The organism is Janthinobacterium sp. 35 (assembly GCF_002754575.1).
GTDB classification, from domain to species: domain Bacteria; phylum Pseudomonadota; class Gammaproteobacteria; order Burkholderiales; family Burkholderiaceae_D; genus Janthinobacterium; species Janthinobacterium tructae.
The window spans coordinates 5,580,586-5,600,682 of sequence record NZ_PEFN01000001.1 but is presented as its reverse complement, the minus strand read 5'-3'; the positions used below and the strand labels follow the sequence as shown (position 1 = coordinate 5,600,682).

Annotated in this window: 17 protein-coding genes; 9 read left to right on the top strand and 8 right to left on the bottom strand. The window is 63.1% G+C overall.

The window, feature by feature from the left end; genetic code table 11:
* Nucleotides 1–28: 28 nt before the first annotated feature.
* Both CLU93_RS24925 and CLU93_RS24920 read left to right on the top strand, forming a co-directional pair.
* A complete protein-coding gene (locus CLU93_RS24925; protein ID WP_099763787.1) occupies nucleotides 29–1,369 on the top strand; it encodes an alpha/beta hydrolase in 1,341 nt (446 codons plus the stop codon).
* A gap of 103 nt (nucleotides 1,370–1,472) precedes the next feature.
* Complete coding sequence (locus CLU93_RS24920; RefSeq protein ID WP_070218730.1) at nucleotides 1,473–1,898, top strand: Fur family transcriptional regulator; 426 nt, start codon at nucleotides 1,473–1,475, stop codon at nucleotides 1,896–1,898.
* Nucleotides 1,899–1,910: 12 nt separating this feature from the next.
* Here the strand turns inward: CLU93_RS24920 and CLU93_RS24915 are convergent, their stop codons facing one another.
* The 3 genes from CLU93_RS24915 to zigA form a co-directional block, all read right to left on the bottom strand.
* On the bottom strand, nucleotides 1,911–2,426 hold the full coding sequence (locus tag CLU93_RS24915; protein ID WP_099763786.1) for a GNAT family N-acetyltransferase: 516 nt from the start codon (nucleotides 2,424–2,426) through the stop codon (nucleotides 1,911–1,913).
* A 132-nt stretch (nucleotides 2,427–2,558) separates the two neighbouring features.
* Nucleotides 2,559–3,545 carry a CobW family GTP-binding protein gene (locus tag CLU93_RS24910; RefSeq protein ID WP_099763785.1) on the bottom strand — a complete coding sequence of 329 codons (987 nt, stop codon included), beginning with the start codon at nucleotides 3,543–3,545 and terminating at the stop codon, nucleotides 2,559–2,561.
* Between the two features lie 19 nt (nucleotides 3,546–3,564).
* Nucleotides 3,565–4,797, bottom strand: coding sequence for a zinc metallochaperone GTPase ZigA (gene zigA / locus CLU93_RS24905; protein ID WP_099763784.1), 1,233 nt, complete (start codon nucleotides 4,795–4,797; stop codon nucleotides 3,565–3,567).
* Nucleotides 4,798–5,135: 338 nt separating this feature from the next.
* Between zigA and CLU93_RS24900 the strand changes: the two genes are divergently transcribed.
* The 4 genes from CLU93_RS24900 (at nucleotide 5,136) to CLU93_RS24885 (ending at nucleotide 10,527) form a co-directional block, all read left to right on the top strand.
* A complete protein-coding gene (locus tag CLU93_RS24900; protein WP_257225086.1) occupies nucleotides 5,136–5,834 on the top strand; it encodes a hypothetical protein in 699 nt (232 codons plus the stop codon).
* 98 nt (nucleotides 5,835–5,932) lie between these two features.
* Nucleotides 5,933–8,029 (top strand): bifunctional 2',3'-cyclic-nucleotide 2'-phosphodiesterase/3'-nucleotidase, encoded by a 2,097-nt coding sequence (locus CLU93_RS24895; protein WP_099763782.1) that lies wholly within the window; start codon nucleotides 5,933–5,935, stop codon nucleotides 8,027–8,029.
* 56 nt (nucleotides 8,030–8,085) lie between these two features.
* Nucleotides 8,086–8,790 (top strand): tetratricopeptide repeat protein, encoded by a 705-nt coding sequence (locus CLU93_RS24890; protein WP_099763781.1) that lies wholly within the window; start codon nucleotides 8,086–8,088, stop codon nucleotides 8,788–8,790.
* 300 nt (nucleotides 8,791–9,090) lie between these two features.
* Nucleotides 9,091–10,527, top strand: a complete 1,437-nt coding sequence (locus tag CLU93_RS24885) for a catalase (RefSeq protein WP_099763780.1) — start codon at nucleotides 9,091–9,093, stop codon at nucleotides 10,525–10,527.
* Nucleotides 10,528–10,597: 70 nt separating this feature from the next.
* Here the strand turns inward: CLU93_RS24885 and CLU93_RS24880 are convergent, their stop codons facing one another.
* The 3 genes from CLU93_RS24880 to CLU93_RS24870 form a co-directional block, all read right to left on the bottom strand.
* A complete protein-coding gene (locus CLU93_RS24880) occupies nucleotides 10,598–10,933 on the bottom strand; it encodes a hypothetical protein (RefSeq protein WP_099763779.1) in 336 nt (111 codons plus the stop codon).
* 170 nt (nucleotides 10,934–11,103) lie between these two features.
* Entirely contained in the window at nucleotides 11,104–12,285 is a 1,182-nt protein-coding gene (locus tag CLU93_RS24875; RefSeq protein ID WP_257225085.1) for a S1 family peptidase, read from the bottom strand.
* Nucleotides 12,269–12,556 (bottom strand): hypothetical protein, encoded by a 288-nt coding sequence (locus CLU93_RS24870; protein WP_143451807.1) that lies wholly within the window; start codon nucleotides 12,554–12,556, stop codon nucleotides 12,269–12,271. Before CLU93_RS24870 ends, CLU93_RS24875 begins: the two co-directional genes overlap by 17 nt.
* 49 nt (nucleotides 12,557–12,605) lie before the next feature.
* Between CLU93_RS24870 and CLU93_RS24865 the strand changes: the two genes are divergently transcribed.
* Genes CLU93_RS24865 through CLU93_RS24855 form a run of 3 tightly spaced genes read left to right on the top strand, consistent with a single transcriptional unit; the run spans nucleotide 12,606 to nucleotide 17,289 of the window.
* On the top strand, nucleotides 12,606–14,570 hold the full coding sequence (locus CLU93_RS24865) for a serine protein kinase (RefSeq protein ID WP_099763776.1): 1,965 nt from the start codon (nucleotides 12,606–12,608) through the stop codon (nucleotides 14,568–14,570).
* Nucleotides 14,571–14,572: 2 nt separating this feature from the next.
* Entirely contained in the window at nucleotides 14,573–15,757 is a 1,185-nt protein-coding gene (locus tag CLU93_RS24860; protein ID WP_099763775.1) for a DUF444 family protein, read from the top strand.
* Nucleotides 15,754–17,289 carry a SpoVR family protein gene (locus tag CLU93_RS24855; RefSeq protein WP_257225084.1) on the top strand — a complete coding sequence of 512 codons (1,536 nt, stop codon included), beginning with the start codon at nucleotides 15,754–15,756 and terminating at the stop codon, nucleotides 17,287–17,289. The genes CLU93_RS24860 and CLU93_RS24855 overlap by 4 nt, the downstream gene beginning before the upstream one ends.
* A 103-nt stretch (nucleotides 17,290–17,392) precedes the next feature.
* Here the strand turns inward: CLU93_RS24855 and CLU93_RS24850 are convergent, their stop codons facing one another.
* Together CLU93_RS24850 and CLU93_RS24845 are read right to left on the bottom strand one after the other, a co-directional pair.
* Nucleotides 17,393–18,595, bottom strand: a complete 1,203-nt coding sequence (locus CLU93_RS24850; RefSeq protein WP_099763774.1) for an SDR family oxidoreductase — start codon at nucleotides 18,593–18,595, stop codon at nucleotides 17,393–17,395.
* The gene (locus CLU93_RS24845; RefSeq protein ID WP_257225083.1) at nucleotides 18,595–19,917 is read right to left on the bottom strand and encodes a nucleotide sugar dehydrogenase; all 1,323 of its coding nucleotides are present in this window, start codon (nucleotides 19,915–19,917) and stop codon (nucleotides 18,595–18,597) included. Before CLU93_RS24845 ends, CLU93_RS24850 begins: the two co-directional genes overlap by 1 nt.
* Nucleotides 19,918–20,097 lie beyond the last annotated feature (180 nt).

The window sequence follows — 20,097 nt, the reverse complement described above, 5'->3', positions numbered from 1 at the left end:
CCAGATTGACCTGAAAGGCAGGTGGCACATGGACTTGATCACTTCCGCCGTCGTGGCGGCCATCGGGCAAGGCGCGCCCGGCCACGCGCCCGAAACCGTCGCCAGCCACTATCAAAGGCTCAAGCAAGCCATCGCCAAGTTCGACAGTGCGTCAGACATCCTGGCCGCCATCGCCGCGTTGGAAGCGGCGCCTGACGATGCCCGGCTGCAACTGGCCCTGTCGGCCGCCCTGGCCACGGCAAACGTGCCGAATGACATGGCAACCCTGTTTGCCGCGCAAGGCTTGCTCGATGCGCTGCAGCGGCCCTTGCCCCAGATACACGACGTGGAAGCCATGCCCGCGCCAGCCGACAAGAGCGCCGTCGTCTCCAATTATGCGGTGGTCAAAGTGTATTTCGCCACGGACCGCCAGCGCGACGTGGGCAAGCCGCCCGCGCAGCGCTTCAGCGGCGAACGCAACGTCATAAGTGGCAACGGCCCGCTCAGCTATGGCAGCTGCGACATCAGCATCCCGCGCGACCACCGCATGGGCCAGCTGGAATCGCCGTCGCTGTGGCGCCTGGAATTTCGCGACGATCCGGCCAAGCACGTGGTGCTGCTGTCGGCCGAGGTGCAGGACCGCGACAACTTCTTTGCCGCATTAAAGACGCAGATCCGCGCCTCGGCCGGCAAGAGCGCCTTTGTCTTTGTGCATGGCTACAACGTGAGTTTCGAGGATGCGGCGCGGCGCACGGGACAGATGGCCTACGACCTGGGCTTTGACGGCGCGCCCGTGTTCTACAGCTGGCCGTCGCGCGGCGAGGTGGCCGGCTACACCATCGATGAAAACAATATCGAATGGAGCACGCCCCACATCACGGCATTTCTGGCCGACTTTCTCGCCAGCACGCAGGCGGAGCAAGTGTATCTGGTCGGACACAGCATGGGCAGCCGCGGCCTGGCGCGGGCCGTGGCCGACTTGCTGGCCACGCAGCCGCAGTTGGCGCAAAAGATCACGGAGCTCATCCTGTCCGCGCCCGACATCGACGCTGCCATCTTCAAGCACGATATCGCGCCCAAACTGGCGGGCGCGCGCAACCCCGTCACCCTGTATGCCTCGTCGCAAGACCTGGCCCTGGCCGCCTCGAAAGCCGTGCACGGCTATCCGCGCGCGGGCGACAGCGGCGCCGGCATGCTGATCGTGGCGGGCGTGGAAACCATCGACGCCACCGGGGTCGACACCAGCTTCATGAAGCACGCCTATTTTGCGGAAAAGCGCTCGGCCCTGTCCGACATGTTCTATCTGATACGCGACCAGGCGCGCGCCGACCAGCGCTTTCTCGACCCCGTCGATACGGTCGCCGGCCGCTATTGGACGTTCAAAGCATGACACCGTTTCATCCGGTGCGGCACGCATGCTAAGATACGGCCCATAGGGTGGCAACGGGCACGGCGATGACGCCGCCAGCCGATCCCCCGCAAGCAGGCCTATCATGTTGACATCATCTTCTACACCGCACGCCGAATCGCTGATCCGTAACACCAACGCCCGCGTCACCAAGACGCGCGTGAAGGTGCTCGACTTTTTAATGGCGCAAAGCCGTTCGCTGACCCACCATGAAATCCAGCAAGCGCTGTCGCAGGACAGCGATATCGATTCCGTCACCCTGTACCGGGTGCTGGAATGGCTGACGGAAAATGAGCTCGTGCACCGCATCGCGGGCGCCGACCAGGTGTGGCGCTTCAGCGCGGGCGCCGGCCACCAGGCGCACGAACACGCGCACTTCCAGTGCACCAAGTGCGCGAACGTCACTTGCTTCAATGAAGTCAAGCTGCCCCCGCCCGTGCTCTTGCCGGAAGGTTTCAGCGGCGGCGAAGTCGATTATCTGATCAAAGGCCTGTGCCCGCGCTGTAAATAATTTCCCGAAACATCACTTGAGCAGCAAGGCCAGGTGATGCTCGTCATAGAACAAGTCGCCCACGCGCATCGAACGCGGTTCCGTGCCATACGCGATAAATCCCAGCGATTCATACAGTTGGCGTGCGGCATTGTTTTCCGCATTCACGCTCAAATGCACTTGCATGATGGCAGGGTCCGTCTCGGCCTGTTCGATGCAGGCGTTGACGAGACGCCGCGCCACGCCTTTCCCCCGCTGCGGCGCATCGACGAAAACGCCCCACAGCAAGGCCTTGTGCCATAGCTGGCGCAGCGGTTCGCGCCGCAAGCCGGCAAAGCCGACCAGGCGTGCGCCATCGAAGGCGCCAAAGCCGCGCTGCATGGGGCCGGCAATGCGCTGCGCGTGTTCGTCTGGTGTGCGCGCCAGTTCATCTTCGCGCGATGAGGAAAACGCGCTGGGCGAGTCAAGGATGGCGCGCAAGCGCAGTGCGCAAAAAGCGGCGGTGTCGGCTGGCGTCAACAGGCGGATGACGATATCGGGTGCGGGCATGGTGGAATCCGGCAGTTTTTTTCCATTATACCCACGCGCGCGCCAGATGGTCCGGTGCCAGGCCATGCCGCATGCCGAGCAGGAAAATCTGCGCCAGGGCGGGCACGCCCGCTTCCACGCTCAGGCCGCCGCCTAGCCCGGACTGTCCACTATACAGCGGTCCAGGCCCCGGATCAGCATTTCCTGCGGCAAGTCGCGGCCAATAAAAATGATCTTGCTGGCGCGCGTTTCCTCATCACGCCACGGCGCGCCGAGTTCCGAGCCCATCAGCATGTGCACGCCCTGAAAGACGGCGCGGCATGGCAGATCGGCAACGTACAAAATGCCCTTGTAGCGCATCAACTGGGTGCCGAACAGCTGCACCACGGCATCGAGAAAATTTTCCACCTGCAGCAGATCGAGGGCCTGGGCCTGGTGATACACGAACGATTGCACGCCGTCGCCATGGCGGTGTCCCAGTTTCCCCAGGAAATCAGGCTCCAGTTCGACGATGGCGTTCAAGTTGAAACCGCGAATGTTCAGGATGTCGCGCAGCGGCACATTGCCGAAGCGCACTTTCTGGATGCCGGCGCGGCCATTGATGGCGACCAGCCGCTGGCGCAGCGCGGCCAGCGCGTCCTTGCCGACCAGGTCCGTCTTCGACAGCAGGATGCGGTCGGCAAAGCCCACCTGTTCCTGCGCTTCCTTGTGCGCCGTCAATTGCTGCTGCGCATGGCGCGCATCGACCACGGTTAATATCGCGTCGAGCAGATAAAACTCGCTGATGATTGGTTCCGCAAAAAAGGTTTGCGCCACGGGTCCCGGTGCGGCCAGGCCCGTCGTTTCGATGATCACGTGGTCGAAGGTGATCGTCCCGGCTGCGCGTTTCGCGTGCAACTCGCCCAGGATGCGGATCAGGTCGCCTCGCACGCTGCAGCAGATGCAGCCATTGTTCATTTCCACGATCTGCTCGTCGCTGTCCTGCACCAGCAAGCCATGGTCGATGCTTTCGGCGGCGAATTCATTTTCGATCACGGCGATGCGCACGCCGTGATCGCCCTGCAATATGCGCTTGAGCAAGGTGGTTTTCCCGCTGCCGAGAAAACCTGTGATGATGGTGACGGGGGTCAGTTCTGTCATATTTCTTTCCTATCGATGGTTAATCTTCGAGTTCTTCCATGCGCTGCCATAGTGGAAACGGGTCGGGCAGCTGGCGCCAGGCGGCCATGCCCTGGCGCGTTTCCGTGTAGTTCAATTGACATTTTTTCAAGTCCGCCTCGATGGCGGCCTGGTCCATGTCCTGACCGATGAAGACGAGTTCCTGGTAGCGGTCGCCATATGGCTCACTCCAGCCCGCTTTGACTTCCGCCAGCGAGGCGGCATCCGTGGGCCAGCGCTGCTTCGGCACGGACGCCCACCACAGGCCCACGGGTTCGATATTCATCAGCTTGCCCGCGCCGGACAGGCTGGCCACCCATTCGGGGCGGCTGGCCAGCCAGAAATATCCCTTGCTGCGCACCACGCCGGGTATCGGCTGCGAAATATAGTCATGCAGGCGCTGCGCGTGGAACGGCTCTTTCGCCCGGTAGACGAAGCTGCTGATGCCATACGTTTCCGTTTCCGGCGTGTGCACGCCAGCCAACTCCTGGGCCCAGCCCGGCATGGCGGCCGCCTGCTCCAGGTCGAACAAGTTCGTGCCGAGGATGGCATCGAGCGGCACGATGGACTGGTTGGTTTCGATGATGCGCGCGCCGGGATTGAGGGCTTTTACAATGGCCAGCACGCGCAGGCGCTCGTCGGCCGCCACCATGTCGACCTTGTTGAGGACGATGACATTGGCAAATTCGATCTGTTCCGTGAGTAAATTGGCCAGCTGCCGGTCGTCGCCCTCGCCCGCCGTTTCTCCCCGCTGTTCCAGGCTGTCTTCGCTGTTGAAATCGGCCAGCAGATTGGCGCAGTCGACGACGGTGACCATGCAGTCGATGCGCGCCACGTCGTTCAGGCTGTCGCCGTGCTCGTCCTCGAAGTCGAAGGTGGCGGCCACGGGCATCGGCTCGCCCACGCCCGTCGACTCGATCAGCAGATAATCGAAGCGGTCTTCAAACGCCAGGCGCCGCACTTCCAGCAATAGATCGTCGCGCAAGGTGCAGCAGATGCAGCCGTTCGACATTTCCACGAGTTTTTCTTCTGTGCGCGACAGAGCCGCGCCAGCCACTTCGGCGCTGTCTTTCACGAGCGAGGCATCGATATTGACTTCGCTCATATCGTTGACGATGACGGCCACGCGCTTGCCTTCGCGGTTGCGCAGTATGTGGTTGAGCAAGGTGGTCTTGCCGGCGCCGAGAAAGCCGGACAGGACGGTGACGGGGAGTTTGCGCTGGAGTTGCGACATGGGATTCCTTCGGAGTGGAGTCAGGTATGGGAGGCAATGGCGCTCGCACCATCAAATGCAAGCTGATTGCGTTTGGCATTGTAATGCAAGTCACTTGCATTTTGGTGGCAATCGTTGATGGCTGCCCCGGCCGCCGGGCTGCTGCTCACGATCATCGGGAACTTCATGGCAGGCAGACTGTTGTCGTCATGACCATCGACGTCAATCAGAATGCCTGATCGATAGCGTGGTATTTTTTTAATAATGGCTGAGGTACAATCCCGGCGTAGTTAATAATCCTGCAAGCCTTCGGCTTTTATATGCAAGCGGTTTCCTGGCCCTGCCAAAACGATGACAACATGAGAAACAAGATGAATTTAAACCTGATTGCAATAGCCCTGGTCTGTGGTGGATTATCAGCGTGTGGCGGCGGTGACAATGTCAGCGCGAACGATGGCGATGTGATTGCCAATATCAAGTCCAGTAATATTGAATTTTCAAGCGCGAATCGACCTGCGGGCACCTGGCGCTGGCTGGGCACGCCGCAACAGCACGTCAGCGTGTATGTCACGCCGCCGGCGGCTGGCAATGCCACCGAGCTCGATTACTCGGGCAAGACGCAAAACGCCATCGCGCAGATTAATACCAAGTTGCGCGGTCTTTTAGTGCTCGATGCGGTCAATTCCATCCCGGCCAGCGGCAATTATATTCACGTCAGTTATGGCACGTCGTATGTGCCACCGAATTCCACGGATTACGCCAGTTACTGTGCCAATGTGGCGACAGGAAAAAATATGGGCAACCCGATTCAACCAGGCAGCCAGAATGGCATCGCCTCGAATCCCGTGTATCTGAATCTGGGGAATGGACATTGCAACGTCACCCAGGATATCGTGACACATGAGTTTGGCCATGCGCTTGGGCTGGCCAACCATTTCAATGGATTTGGCAATGGCCCCGCGATTTCCGCTGCCTATTGGGATGTGCTGGCGACGCTGTACGCCAATCCACAGTCGACCACTGCGGCAAATCTGTCAGTACGGCGGGTAGCGGAGTAAGTCCCGCCCCCCTGCATCCATGCGCCCCGCACGGCTGTCATCGCCGCGTCATATCGCGGCGTTACAGTCGCGTCCTTTGAATCTTTCCGAGGGCGGTAATGAAAACAAATTGGGTCATGCTGGCGGCGCTGGCAAGTGTGGGCTTGGTCGGCTGCAACGGTGGTTCGACGACGGCGCAGGTCATTCCAGAAGGCACGACGGTCAGCGTGGCCTTGCTGGAAACCACCGATATCCACTCGAACGTCCTCAGTTACAACTATTACGCGCTGGCGGAAGACACCAGCCTGGGTCTGGAGCGCACCTCCACACTGATCCAGGCGGCGCGCGCGGAAAATCCGAACAACGTGCTGCTCGACGATGGTGACGTCATCCAGGGCACCTTGCTGGCCGATTTACAAGCCGTGGCCGCGCCCGTGCCCTGCTCCGGCACGCTGGCCGTGCACAAGGCGATGAACGCGCTCAAGTATGACGCGGGCGGCATGGGCAACCATGAATTCAACTATGGCTTGCCTTACCTGAGCCAGATCACCAACACGGATTTCGGCATACCGGGCGTGGCCAAGCCGACGGGTACCTGCGGCGCGCCCGCCTTCCCTTCCGTACTCAGCAATGTCGTCGGCGTGTCCAGCGGCAAGCCCATCTTCCAGCCTTATACGCTGCTGCCCCGCGATTTCACCGCCACGGCACCCGATGGCAGCAAGCTGAGCGTGAAGATCAATGTGGGCGTGCTGAGCTTTGTGCCGCCGCAAATCCTCGAATGGGATCAAAAAGTGCTCGCTGGCAAGGTCAGCGTGACGGGCGTGCAGGAAGCGGCGAAACAGTATGTGCCGGAATTGCGCAACAAGGGCGCCGACCTCGTCGTAGCCCTGTCGCATGGCGGCCTGGACACCAGTGCCTACAGCCCGAAAATGGAAAACGGCAGCTATCACTTGACCAGCACGGGCATCGATGCGCTGATGATCGGCCATTCGCACTTGATCTTCCCGAAAGGCAAGGAAGAAGGCGCAGCCGCGCTGGACGCCTCGTTTGCCGCCTTCCCCGCCAGCGCGAAGATCGACGCCGTCAACGGCTTCGTGAACGGTGTACCGACCGTCATGGCGCAAAGCTGGGGTCGCCGCCTGGGCATCATCAAGCTGACGATGGTGTATCAGGCCGGAAAGTGGGTAGTGCAGCCGGCCAAGACGACGGTGGAATCGCGTGGCTTCAAGTACACGGATGGCAAGACCCTGGTGAAAGCCGACCCGGCCATCGCACCGCTGGTGGCCACCGAGCACGCAGCCACCATCGCTTACGCCAAGCAGCCGCTGGGCATCAGCACGGATTTCGAAATGTCCGCCTATTTTGCGCTGGTGGGCGATGTGAGCGCCATCCAGCTGGTGAATCAGGCGCAGCTCGACTACGTGAAAAATTTCATCGCCACCAGCACGGATGCCACCTTGTCCAGCTACAAGAACATCCCCGTCATCTCGTGCAGCGCGCCATTCAAGGCGGGCCGCAACGGGCCATCGGACTTCACGGACGTGGCCGCGGGCGCGACGCCGGCCGCGCCGATCGGCTTGCAGGTGCGCAATCCGGGCGACCTGTATTTATATAGCAACAATAACTTGCAAGCCGTGAAAATCAAGGGATCGGACTTGAAGGCGTGGCTGGAAACGTCGGCCAAGCAATTTGGCCAGATCGACCCGGCCAGTACTGCCGAGCAGGACCTGGTGCCGTCGTATGGCACGATTTATAACTACGACGTGTTCTATGCGGAAAACAATGCGCTGACATACCAGATCGACGTGACGAAAAAGCCAGGCAGCCGCATCGTCAACCTCACGTACAAGGGCGCAGCTGTGGCCGATAGCGATGATTTCATCGTTGCCACCAACGATTACCGCGCCGGTGGCGGCGGCGCCGTGCCTGGCATCGATGGCAGCAAGACCATCATCAAGTCGCCCGATGCGAACCAGGCCGTGGTCAGCAATTACCTGGCGTCGCTGAGTACCAAGGGCGGCAAGGTGACCCTGGCGGCGAATGGCAGCGCGCGCAGCTGGAGCTTCGTCAAGACAGCCACGGCCGGTCCCGTGATCCTGCGCTCGGCACCGGGACACCTGGCGCTGGCGCAAGGCAGCGGCATCGCCAACGTGGCGGCCGAAGGCGGCCTCGACGCCAGCGGTTTCGCCAAGTACCGCATCGACCTGAGCAAATAAGGTCCATGGGCCGGGACTGCGGCAGTTCCGGCCTGTTTTGATGAAAGGTGATCAAGATGAAACACGCACTCTCCCTCCCCGCCGTCGTGCTGGCCGCTGTCCTGGCCACTATCCTGGCCGCCTGCCAGGCATCGCCACCGCCTACGTCAGCGGAAATCGAAGCCGTCGCCATGCACGCGCGCCAGGCGGGCGACCAGCAAGCCGAGCGCAAGGTGCGCAACTGGGCCGGCAAGGACATGCCCGTCGCCGAGCGCGAACTGGCGCTGATTTACCAGGCCCGGCCGGAACGCCGCGCCGAAGCGCTGAGTCTGTTCGAACAGGCGGCCCGCGCCGGCGACACGGAAGCGGCCTTCGAACTGGGGCAGATGCGGCGCGCGGCCACGCCCGGCCAAGCCTGGTTGTGGTACCGGCAAGCGGCGCTGCAAGGGCATGCCAAGGCGGCATTGATGCTGGGCCTGCTGGCGGCCAACGGCGAAGGCGTACCGCAAGATCCCGTGATAGCGGCCCGCTGGCTGGAGAAATCGAGCGAGCTGGGCAATCCACATGCCATGTTCCTGCTGTACAACGCCTACCGCGAAGGCCGCGGCGTGCCGCGCGACCTGGTCAAGGGCCATGCATTGCTGGAAGAAGCGGCCCACCACGAATATCCGCCTGCCATCCAGGAGCTGGCCATGACGGTGCAGGCGGACGACGCCCTGCGCGCGGGCCACCTGATGAAGGAAGCGACGGAACACCGGCACAATAACTGGAACAAGTTTTAAGCCAATCAAGGCAAAACCATATTGCAGGATGGCCACATCTCGCTGGCGCGCCAGAAAATCACGCTGCGCTTTGCGCCAGATCAATCGTGTTGGACTAGTCATTGCCGAGGGGCTATGATGGTCTAGCTGCGTCCCCGGACACGGCGGGGCTGATGCCAGCCTCGAAATCGCACGCTGAATTTGCTTTTTAGAAATTTGTTACTCTGGACCAGCCAAGGTGAACGTCGCATACGCTCAGCCCAGCCAGTGTTTGGGCAGGCCTTGGCTCGTCCGTCGACCTCCCTATAAAGAAAGAGTCCAATGAAAAAGCTGACCACCGCCTTTGGCGCGCCTGTCGTCGACAACCAGAACATCCAGACGGCCGGCCCACGCGGCCCTGCCCTGCTGCAAGATGTGTGGTTCCTGGAAAAGCTGGCCCACTTCGACCGCGAAGTCATCCCCGAGCGCCGCATGCATGCCAAGGGTTCCGGCGCGCATGGCACGTTTACCGTCACGCACGACATCACGCGCTACACGCGGGCGAAAATCTTTGGCGCCGTGGGCAAGCAAACGCCCATGTTCGCGCGCTTTTCCACGGTGGCTGGCGAACGGGGCGCGGCGGACGCGGAGCGCGATATCCGCGGCTTTGCCCTGAAGTTCTACACGGAAGAAGGCAACTGGGACCTGGTCGGCAACAACACGCCCGTGTTCTTCATGCGCGACCCGCTGAAATTCCCCGATTTGAACCACGCCATCAAGCGCGACCCGCGCACGGGCTTGCGCAGCGCCAACAGCAACTGGGACTTCTGGACCTCGCTGCCGGAAGCGCTGCACCAGGTGACGGTGGTGATGAGCGACCGGGGCTTGCCGCGCAGCTTCCGCCACATGCACGGCTTCGGCAGCCATACCTTCAGCTTCCTGAATGCGCAAAACGAGCGTTTCTGGGTCAAGTTCACCTTTAAAACCCAGCAAGGAATTGAAAACCTGACGGACGCCGAAGCCGAGGCGCTGGTGGGCAAGGACCGCGAAAGTTCGCACCGCGACCTGTACGAGAGCATCGAAAACAAGGATTTCCCCCGCTGGACGCTGTACGTGCAGATCATGCCGGAAAAAGAGGCAGGCACGTATCACCTGAACCCGTTCGACCTGTCGAAAGTGTGGCCGCACGGCGACTATCCGCTGATCGAGGTGGGCGTGCTGGAACTGAACCGCAATGCCGACAACCACTTTGCCGAAGTGGAACAGGCGGCCTTCAACCCGGCCAACGTGGTGCCCGGCATCAGTTTTTCGCCGGACAAGATGCTGCAAGGCCGCTTGTTTTCATATGGCGACGCGCAGCGCTACCGTCTCGGTGTCAACCACAGCCACATCCCCGTCAACGCGCCGAAATGCCCGTTCCACAGCTATCACCGCGACGGCCAGATGCGCGTCGACGGCAACCAGGGCGGCACCCTGGGCTATGAACCGAACAGCGAGCAGGAATGGGCCGAGCAGCCCGACTTCCGCGAACCGCCGCTGAGTATCGAAGGCGCGGCCGACCACTGGAACCACCGGGTCGACGAGGATTACTATTCGCAGCCGCGCGCCCTGTTCCGCCTGATGACTGCGGCGCAGCAGCAAGCCTTGTTCGACAACGCGGCGCGCGCCATCTCGGGTGCCTCGGAGCAAGTCAAGCAACGCCACATCGGCAACTGCACCCTGTGCGACCCCGCGTATGGCGCGGGCGTGGCTGAAGCGATAGCCCGCCTGAGCAAATAGGGTCAGCGCACGCAGGGCAAGGAAGGCCCGCAAGCGGGCTTTTCTTGCTTTCCATCTACGCCACCACGCCCTACCAGCGCTGGATGTCGATCTGACCCGTGATGCTCGTTTCCACCGGATAACCGTCGACCTGCGACGGCACACGCCGCTTGACGGAGGCATCGCGCAAATACACGACGAGGGCTTCGCCGCCGATGGCAGTCTGCCCCAGGCTGACGCCTTCGACCCCATCGATCGCCATCAGGGCCCGCTCGTTGCGCCGCTTTGCCGCTTCCAGCCGGCCGGGCGGCGGTGCGGCATGCGCGAGGCCCGCCACCGCGTGGCTACTCGCCTCGTCCGGCACATACGGCATGGCCGCATCCTCGAAGACGGCGTAAGGCGCTGTTACAAATTTACTGTTTGACATGACACATCCTCCTGATGCTGCCCACGGCACGCGTGGGACAAGGAGGCACGGCAGCGCCTCTTGCCCGCCAGGCCATGCATGGCAGCTACACCTGACCCTATCATCATCGTGCAAAAGGTGGCGCAGTGCAAGGAAGCATCACGCCGCCACGGCGTTTTCTGTGACCATGCTCAAGTATATAAATTGATGTCGAGCGCCACCACCACCCTGCGCATCTGGTTGGCAAACGTGATATTGCCGCCGCCGGCAAACAGCAGACCGACGGGATTGCGCTGCTGGTTCCAGGTCCAGATGGACGAGCCTGAATCGCCGCCCGCACTGAATGCCCCGCTGACGCCCGTAATGGCGATCTGGTCCTGGAACAGCGCGATCCTGCCGCCGCCGTAATTGACGTTGATGGTGGCGCCCAGACCCGTGATGCGGCCCTGCGTCAATTGCGTCGTGCGCCCGGATTTGCCGACCAGCATGCCCAGCGCGGGCGCTGCCAGCGCGTTGCTGATGCGAAAATAGGCCGGCACGCCGCCGCTCAGGTAGACCAGTTCGCGACGCACGCGGTCTGGCCAGGCCCAGCCGGTGGCGCAATCGACAAAATTGACGCCGCCACTGAAATTGATGGGCACGAAGCGTTCGAGCACGGCAATCTGGTCTTGCGGGCAGCGCCCGCCATCGATGGGGCCCGGCTGCACGATGCAGTCGTTGAACGCGCCGCCGTTGGAATTGGCCAGCACGTGATTATTGCTCAGAATCATCAAACGGCTGTTGCGCGGCGCGCTGCGCCCCACGGCCAGGCAGCCGATGGTGCCGGCCGTGATGCGGAAATGCCCGACCGACACGCCGCCCGGCGCCGGACGCAAGCGGAAACGGTGCGGCTGGGCATCGATCACGCCCGTGACGACAATATTCACGGGCACCCTGTCGCTGGCCATGGCGCGCACGCCCATGGCTCCCACGATGGCAGCCTTGGCGCGGTCGACGGAAGTCGGTTCGGCCACGTACAGGGTCAGGGCTGGCAAGCCCGGCTCGCCGGACGAACTGTCGCTGGCGCCCTCGCCCAGGCCGATCGACACGCCCTGGATATTGCCGCCATCGCTGAAGGCGTCGGCGGCGCGCACGCCGCCCGCCTGGGAAATCGACTGGCGCATGCCGTCTTCGATACTGCGCTTGATTTCCAACAATTCCATGCTGACGCCGCTCAGGGCGTCGGGCACGTCCGAGACGGATGCGCTCTCGATCGTATTGTCGTCTGCGCCGGGGGTGGAAAATTGGCCGATGGCCTCTTCATCGTCCGCGCTTTGCCCCTGGCCACTGCTGCCGGGTGGGGCGCTGAAACCGTTATCATTGCCGATCATCATGTTCTCCTCGTGGGATGCTCCGGATATCCAGTGTGGACGGGCCGCGCCGGCCGGTATTGATCTGGATTGAAGTGCGCAGGCGCGTGACAGCCCTGCGCCAAAGGGGCAAAAGGAGGGCAAAAATAGTTCCCTCGTCAAGGTTGAGCGAGATCAGGCGTGCGGCCAGAGGCGCCGCCGTATACTTGGCCGACAGGCTGGAACCGGGCCTGCTCCACGACAGCAAGGTGAGCAACAACAGCAAGGTAAGAAACAACAGCAAGGTAAGAAACAACAGCAACACCGGCAACGGTATGGATGGGGAAACAATGACGAGCCCTGGTATGACACGCCACGACGACGCGCCTGCGGGCGAGCAAGCAAGCCAGCATGCCGGTTTTCTGCAAGGCATGGCGGCCTGGGCGGAAAAACACCGCATCAGCCCTTGGCGCGGCAGTTTTGCCGACTTCATCGAGCAAATCCTGCCCGGCCGCGCGGCCCTGCTGACGCGCAGCGCGCACCAGTACCTGTGGGACATGATGCGCTGGAACGGCCAGACCGATGAGAGCGGGCGCTTCCGCTGCCGCCTTTTCGACGACGAGCTGTTCGGCATCGACGAGGCGATCGACCGCGTGGCCGCCTACTTCAAGGCGGCTGCCGCCGGCTCCGAAGTGGGCCGGCGCATGCTGCTGCTGCTGGGCCCGCCGTCGGGCGGCAAGTCGACCCTGGTGATCCTGCTCAAACGGGGGCTGGAAGAATACAGCCACAGCAGCGAAGGCGCGCTGTACGGCATCGCCGGTTGCCCCGTGCACGAATCGCCGCTGCACCTGGTGCCGCACAGCATGCGCGCTGACTTTCGCGCCAGCTATGATGCCGAGCTGCATGGCGAACTGTGTCCCCATTGCCGCGCCCGCCTGGAAGAACAGTACGCGGGCGACTTCCTGCGCATGCCCGTCGAACGCATCCACCTGTCCGAGGCGGGTCGCTGCGGCATCGGCACGTATGCGCCGCACGACCCTACCACGGCCGACCTGGCCGACCTGGTCGGTTCCGTCGACCTGTCGAAAGTGGCGCAGTACGGCGACGAAGGCGATCCGCGCGCCTGGTCGTGGTCCGGCGCCGTGTATGCGGCCAGCCGCGGCATGCTGGAAATGATCGAAATCCTCAAGGTCAAGCGGGAATTCCTCTATTTACTACTCACCCTGACGCAGGAAAAGAATGTCAAGGTATCGCGCTTCCCCCTGATTTACCTCGATGAAACCATCCTCGCGCACACGAACCTGGCCGAGTTTCGCAAATTCCTGCAAGAAAGTGAAAACGAGGCGCTGCTCGACCGCATGGTCATCGTACAAGTGCCGTATACGCTCAATTACCGCGAAGAAGCGCGCATTTACCGCAAGCTGATCCTGGCGGCCGCGCCCGCCTTCCGCGACGTGCACCTCGATCCGCACGTGCTGCATGCGGCGGCCGTGTTCGCCATCCTCAGCCGCCTGCCCGAAGGCGAGGCCAAGGAAACCGAGCTGGTCAAGAAACTGCGCGTGTATGCGGACGAAGACGTCGACGACTTGCAGCATGCCGACATCCGCCGCTTGCGCGAACGCGACAAGGCGCCCGACGAAGGCTTGTCGGGCGTGTCGCCCCGTTTCGTCATCAATGCCCTGTCGCACGCCATCATTTCCGCTCAGCGCAACAGCCTCTCCACCATGGATGTGCTGCTGGCCCTGAAGGATGGCATCGAAAGCGATGCGCGCATCGAACCGCGGCGCAAGCGCCAGTGGGTCGATTACCTGGTGCTCACGCGCAAGGATTTCTATAACCGCTGGGTCAAGGCCGACGTGCACAAGGCCCTGTTCGTGTCGTTCGAGCAAGAAGCACAGGACTTGCTGAGCAAGTATCTCGATGAAGTCGAAGCCATGCTCGACAACCGCCAGATCCGCGACCCCATGACCAGCGAAGAGCGCCGCCCCGACGAGCGCTTCCTGCGCGCCGTGGAAGAAAAAATTCATATCAGCGACTCGGGCAAGCAGTCGTTCCGACAAGAAGTGGTGCGCAAGGCCATGGGCGCCTTCAAGCGGGGCGAGCCCTTTGGCCTGGGCAGCCACGCGCAATTGCACGATGCCATCCAGCAATATCTGTTCGAGCAGCGGCGCGACGTGCTGCGCCTGGTCGGTTCGGCCAAGCGCCCCGACGATGACGTGCGGGCCAGGATCTCCGCCGTCGAGCAGCGCCTGGTGGACGAATACGGCTATGACGCCCATAGCGCGCGCGAAGCGCTCAACTACGTGACCACCTTGCTGGCGCAGGAATAGCCATGTCCGCCACGACTTCGCCAGTTTCCACCGCCCCTGCCCTGGCCCAGCCCTGGTACGGCTTGTTCTCGCGCGGCGCGCGCGACTGGCTGCGCCACAACCAGAAAGTACGCGATGCCGTGCAGGCGCACTTGCCCGAGCTGATCGCCACGCCTGACCTGATCGGCGGACCGCAGCAGCGCACCGTGCAAGTGCCCATGCGCCTGCTCGAACATGCGCATTTTCGCCTGGCACCCGCGCGCAACAGCGTGGGCGCGGGCCAGGGTGACGGCCAGCCCGGCGATCTCCTGCGCGCGGCGCGCCCTGCCGCCACAGGCGAGGCCGGTGCGCCAGGCGGCGATGGCGAGGGGGCGGTGCGCCTGCTGCTGGAGTTTCCCATCGACGACATCCTCGACTGGCTATGGGACGCCTTCGAACTGCCGCACCTGAAGCCGCGCCACCTGGGCGCGATCGACGACGTGCGGCTGGTACGCAGCGGCCTGGACCGGCATGGCGCCCGCTCGCGCCTGGACCGGCGCCGCACCGTCAAGGAAGCGATCAAGCGGCGCGCCCTGCAAGCGCAGCCCGTGCCCTTCACCAATGATGACTTGCGTTACCGCCAGGTGCTGGCACAGCCCCGGCCCAGCACGAATGCCGTCGTGTTTTTCGTGCTGGACGTGTCGGCCAGCATGGCGCAAGCCGAGCGCAAGTTGGCCAAGTCCTTCTTTTTCTTTGCCTTGCAGGGCTTGCGGCGCAGGTATGCGCGCGTGGAAACGCGCTTCATCGCCCATACGACGCGCGCCTGGGAATTTTCCGAAGCCGAATTCTTCCAGGTCAATGGCATGGGTGGCACCATGGCGTCCACCGCCTTTCGCCTGAGCCGCGAACTGCTGCAGGAACACTACGCGCCGGGACGCTATAACGCCTATCTGTTCTATGCCTCCGATGGCGAAAATTTCAGCGAAGACCGGGCGGCCGCCAGCCTGGCCTTGCGCGACCTGGCCGCCTTGCTCAACTACATGGGCTATGTGGAAACCTTGCCCGGCGTGCCGCGCAGCCTGGAAACGGAAATGCACAGCCTGTGCGCCGAGCAGGAACGGCAGGGCTTGCCCTTGCACAGCAGCATCCTCAGCAAGCCTGACGATGTGTGGGCGGCCATCCGCACCTTTTTCCAGCACGAAGCGGCCGACACGGAGGCAGCATCATGACGCGGCCTGACGCGCGGAACCACGGCGGTGCGCCAGACCAGGCCGACAAGGCCGACAGCGTCGACACCATGGGCCTGGACGGCTACGCGGCGCGCATCGAAGCACTGGCGCGCGAGCTGGGCCTGGCATTTGCTCCCGTCGAGTTCGAACTGGTGCCGGACAATTTCATGAACGAGATCGCCATCTATGGCTTGCCCGTGCGCATGCGCCACTGGTCGTTCGGCGTGCGCTACATCCACCAGCTCGTGCATCAGAAGATGGGCAATTCGCACATTTTCGAGGTCATGTTTCCCGGCGACCCTTGCCATGCCTACATGGCAGAGCACAATTCCGTGGCCGAAAACACCCTCGTCACGGCGCATGTGCTCGGTCACGCCGACTTTGCCAGCCGCAATGCCCTGTTCCTGCGCTTCGGTGCCATGGCGGGCCAGCACATCCTGCAACAAAGCGCGGCGCGGGCGCAGCGTCTGGAAATAGCGCTGCAACGGCACGGGCAAGAGCAGGTGGAAGCCGTGCTCGACGCGGCACTGGCGCTGGAACAGCATGTGGACATCCATGCCGAGCTGCACCGCCCACCCTATGCCGCGGCATCGGGGCCAGCCGGCGTCGCGGGCACGCCAGACCAAGCCGCGGCAGACGCCCCGTTTGACCGGCGCTACCGGCGCTTGCCCGGTGAGGCCGCCACGCTGGCGGCGCGCGAGGCGGCACGGGCACGCGTGACGCAGCGCCCGCTCCTGCCGCCGCAAGCCGAGTACGATTTATTATGGTTCATCGCACAGCATGGGCCGGAGCTGGCCGACTGGGAACGCGACATTTTTTTGGCCGTGCGCGAAGAGTCGTTTTACTTCTATCCCGTGTACGCCTGCCAGATCATGAACGAAGGCTGGGCCTCGTACTGGCATGCGCGGCTGCTGCGCGAGGCCGACTTCCTGCCGCCCGCATTGTATCTGTCCGCCATCAAGTCGCATTCGGACGTGGTGCGCCCTTACGCGGGCGAGCACCAGCAGGCGCTGGCCGTCAATCCCTATCACCTGGGCTTTTGCATGTGGGAACACATCATCGAGCGCGAAGGACTGGCGCGGGCGCGCCAGATTTGCCGCGACGACGATGACTGCAGTTTCATCCGCAACTATCTGGACGGGGAACTGGCTGACCGTCTGGGCCTGTTCGTGCATGAAAGCCGCCGCGACGGCGAAACGCGCCTGGCCAGCCGCGACTTGCGGGCCATCCGCGAAGCCATCCTGGCGCCAAAATACAATTATGGCGTGCCGTGCATCGCCGTCACCCTGCTTAACGACGACGGCAGCCTGGTGCTGCGCCACGATCACCAGCGCGATGGGCGCGGCCTCGACCTGGAGCGGGCGGAACAGGTGCTGGCGTATATCGCCCGCATCTGGCGCCGCCCCGTCACCCTGCATACGGCCGATTTTCGCGGCACACCCCGTACCCTGCACAGCAAGAGCGACGGCGTGCCCGAACCGCCCAAGCCGGCAACACCGGCAGCACCGGCAGCTACGCCCGTGCAACACTAAGGGTCTGGCAATCGCGCGGGTGTGGCATTGTATTGGACATATAGCAAGCGGGCCACAATGCGGGCCGCCAGCGCGCATACGTCAGGTGCGGCCAGCTCGTACCTCACGCCAGGCCCGCCTGCGCCACATACCAGGCGATGGTGTGCCGCAAGCCTTGCGCCAGATCGTGCGTGGGCACATAGCCGAGCAAGCGGGTCGCCTTGGCGATGTCCGCCTGCGAATGGCGCACGTCGCCGGCGCGAAATTCGCCATATTCGGGTGCCTGCGGCACGTGCTGCGGCAGGGCGGCCAGCAACATCTGCTGCATGCTGGCGTGCAATTGGGTCAGACTGGTGCGGGCGTTGACGGCGACGTTGTAGACCTGGTTGACGGCTGCCGGGTCGGTGCCGGTGGCGGCCAGGATATTGGCTTGCACGGCATTGTGCACAAAGCAGAAATCGCGGCTGGTGGCGCCGTCGCCATGGATGTGCACGGCCTGGCCGTCCAGCATGGCAGCGATCCAGCAGGGAATCACGGCCGCGTAGGCGCCCAGCGGGTCTTGCCTGGGGCCGAAGACATTGAAATAGCGCAGCCCCACCGTCTGTGTTGCGTAGCAGCGCGCGTACACCTGCGCGTACAATTCATTGACATATTTACTCAAGGCATACGGCGACAGGGGCGCGCCGATGTGCTCTTCCACTTTCGGCAAGGCCGGATGGTCGCCATAGGTGGCGCTCGACGCGGCATACACGAAGCGCTGCACGCCCGCCTCGCGCGCGGCGGCCAGCATGTTCAGGAAACCGCTGACATTGACGGCATGGCACAACAGCGGGTCTTCCAGCGAACGCGAGACGGAACCGAGCGCCGCCTGATGCAGCACAAAATCGACGGCGACGGGGCCGCCTGGATCGGCACGGCCGTGCTCGCTCAAGCTGCCGCCGCCACCATCTGCCGTACCGTCGCCACTGCCGGCGGCCGGCGCTGGCGCGCCGCACGCGCGCGCGCACGCCTGCGGATCGCGGATATCGCCTTCGATGAAGGTGAAACGCCGCCATGCCGCTTCGCCCACGCTGGCGCGCACCTGCTCCAGGTTATGCCGGTGGCCCGTCAAAAAATTGTCCAGGCCGCGCACTTCCTGGCCCAGTTGCAGCAAGGTTTCCAGCAGGTGCGAGCCGATGAAACCGGCCACGCCCGTCACCAGCCAGCGGCGCGGTTCGCTGGCCAGTTGCGCACACGCTTGCGCGTAAGCGCCGGCAGCCGGGCCCGCCACGCCACCGTCTGACTCCTGCGCCGTGTCTGCTGCGGCATCGAAAGCGTCGGCCGCCATCACAGCCGCCACACGTGCAGGCCGCCGTCCGCCAGCGGACGGGGGTCGAAATGCGACTTGATGTCGATGAAGCAGCCGTTTTCCAGCACCTTGGCCTGGAAGTCGGCCAGCGGACGGGCCAGCAAGGCCTGGTGCGAGACGGCGCTGATGATGGCCTCGGCCCGCGGCAGCTGGTCCCAGCTTTCCAGGGTCAAACCATACTCTTCCAGCGCTTCGCGGCCATCGGCGACGGGGTCGTGCACATGCACTTGCACACCGTACGATTGCAGTTCGTGGATCATGTCGACCACTTTCGAGTTGCGCAAGTCAGGGCAATTTTCCTTGAAGGTCAGTCCCAGCACGTTAATGTGCGAACCCTTCAATTTGAAACCGGCGCGCACCATTTCCTTGATGGTCTTTTCCGCCACGAATTTGGCCATGCCGTCGTTGATGCGGCGCCCGGCCAGGATCACATGCGGATGGTAGCCCAGCATTTCCGCCTTGTGCGTCAAATAATACGGGTCGACGCCGATGCAGTGGCCGCCCACCAGGCCGGGACGGAATGGCAGGAAATTCCATTTTGTGCCCGCCGCCTGCAGCACTTCCAGGGTATCGATGCCGATGCGGTCAAAGATAATGGCCAGTTCGTTCATCAGCGCGATATTCAGGTCGCGCTGCGTGTTTTCGATGACCTTGGCCGCTTCTGCCACCTTGATGCTCGAGGCCCGGTGCACGCCGGCCGCGACCACGCCTTCGTACAGGGCGGCCACCTTGTCCAGGGTGGCCGCGTCGTCGCCCGAGACCACCTTGCGGATGCTGTGCAGGGTGTGGTCCTTGTCGCCGGGGTTGATGCGCTCGGGTGAAAAGCCCACATGAAAATCTTCCTTCCAGCGCAGGCCAGAATGCAGCTCGAGAATGGGGATGCAGATTTCCTCGGTGGCGCCCGGGTACACGGTGGACTCGTAGATGACGGTGGCGCCGCGCCGCATATGGCGGCCGACGGCCGCGCTGGCGCAGGCCAGGGCGGAAAAATCGGGATTGTGCGCGCTGTCGACGGGCGTGGGCACGGCCACGACGATGAAATCGGCCAGTTGCAGCTCGGCCGGATCGCAGCCCACGCTCAGCCACTGCGCCGCGCGCAGCTGTTCCGTACTTACTTCGCCCGTGGGGTCGACATGGTTGCGGTAACTTTCGACCTTGCGTGCCGACAAGTCAATGCCGATGGTGCGCTGGCGCATGCCGAACGCTACGGCCAGCTGCAAGCCGACATAACCTAGCCCCATCACCGCCACCACGCCCGCTTTGTGATTCACATTGCCATCCACCTTGCTGTCCATATGCATGTGCTCCCAATGGTTGCGGCCTGAGTATCGCCGTCGGGGAAATTCTACGGTCGCCGGCCCGGCCATTCTTGAGCAGGAACAAGGAACACGAAGCGGCGCCAAGCAAGCGCGCGGACAATCGGCGGCTTGTTGAGCGCAATCAAGGAGAGCGGCGCCCATCTTTTTAAGCTAGGCCATGCC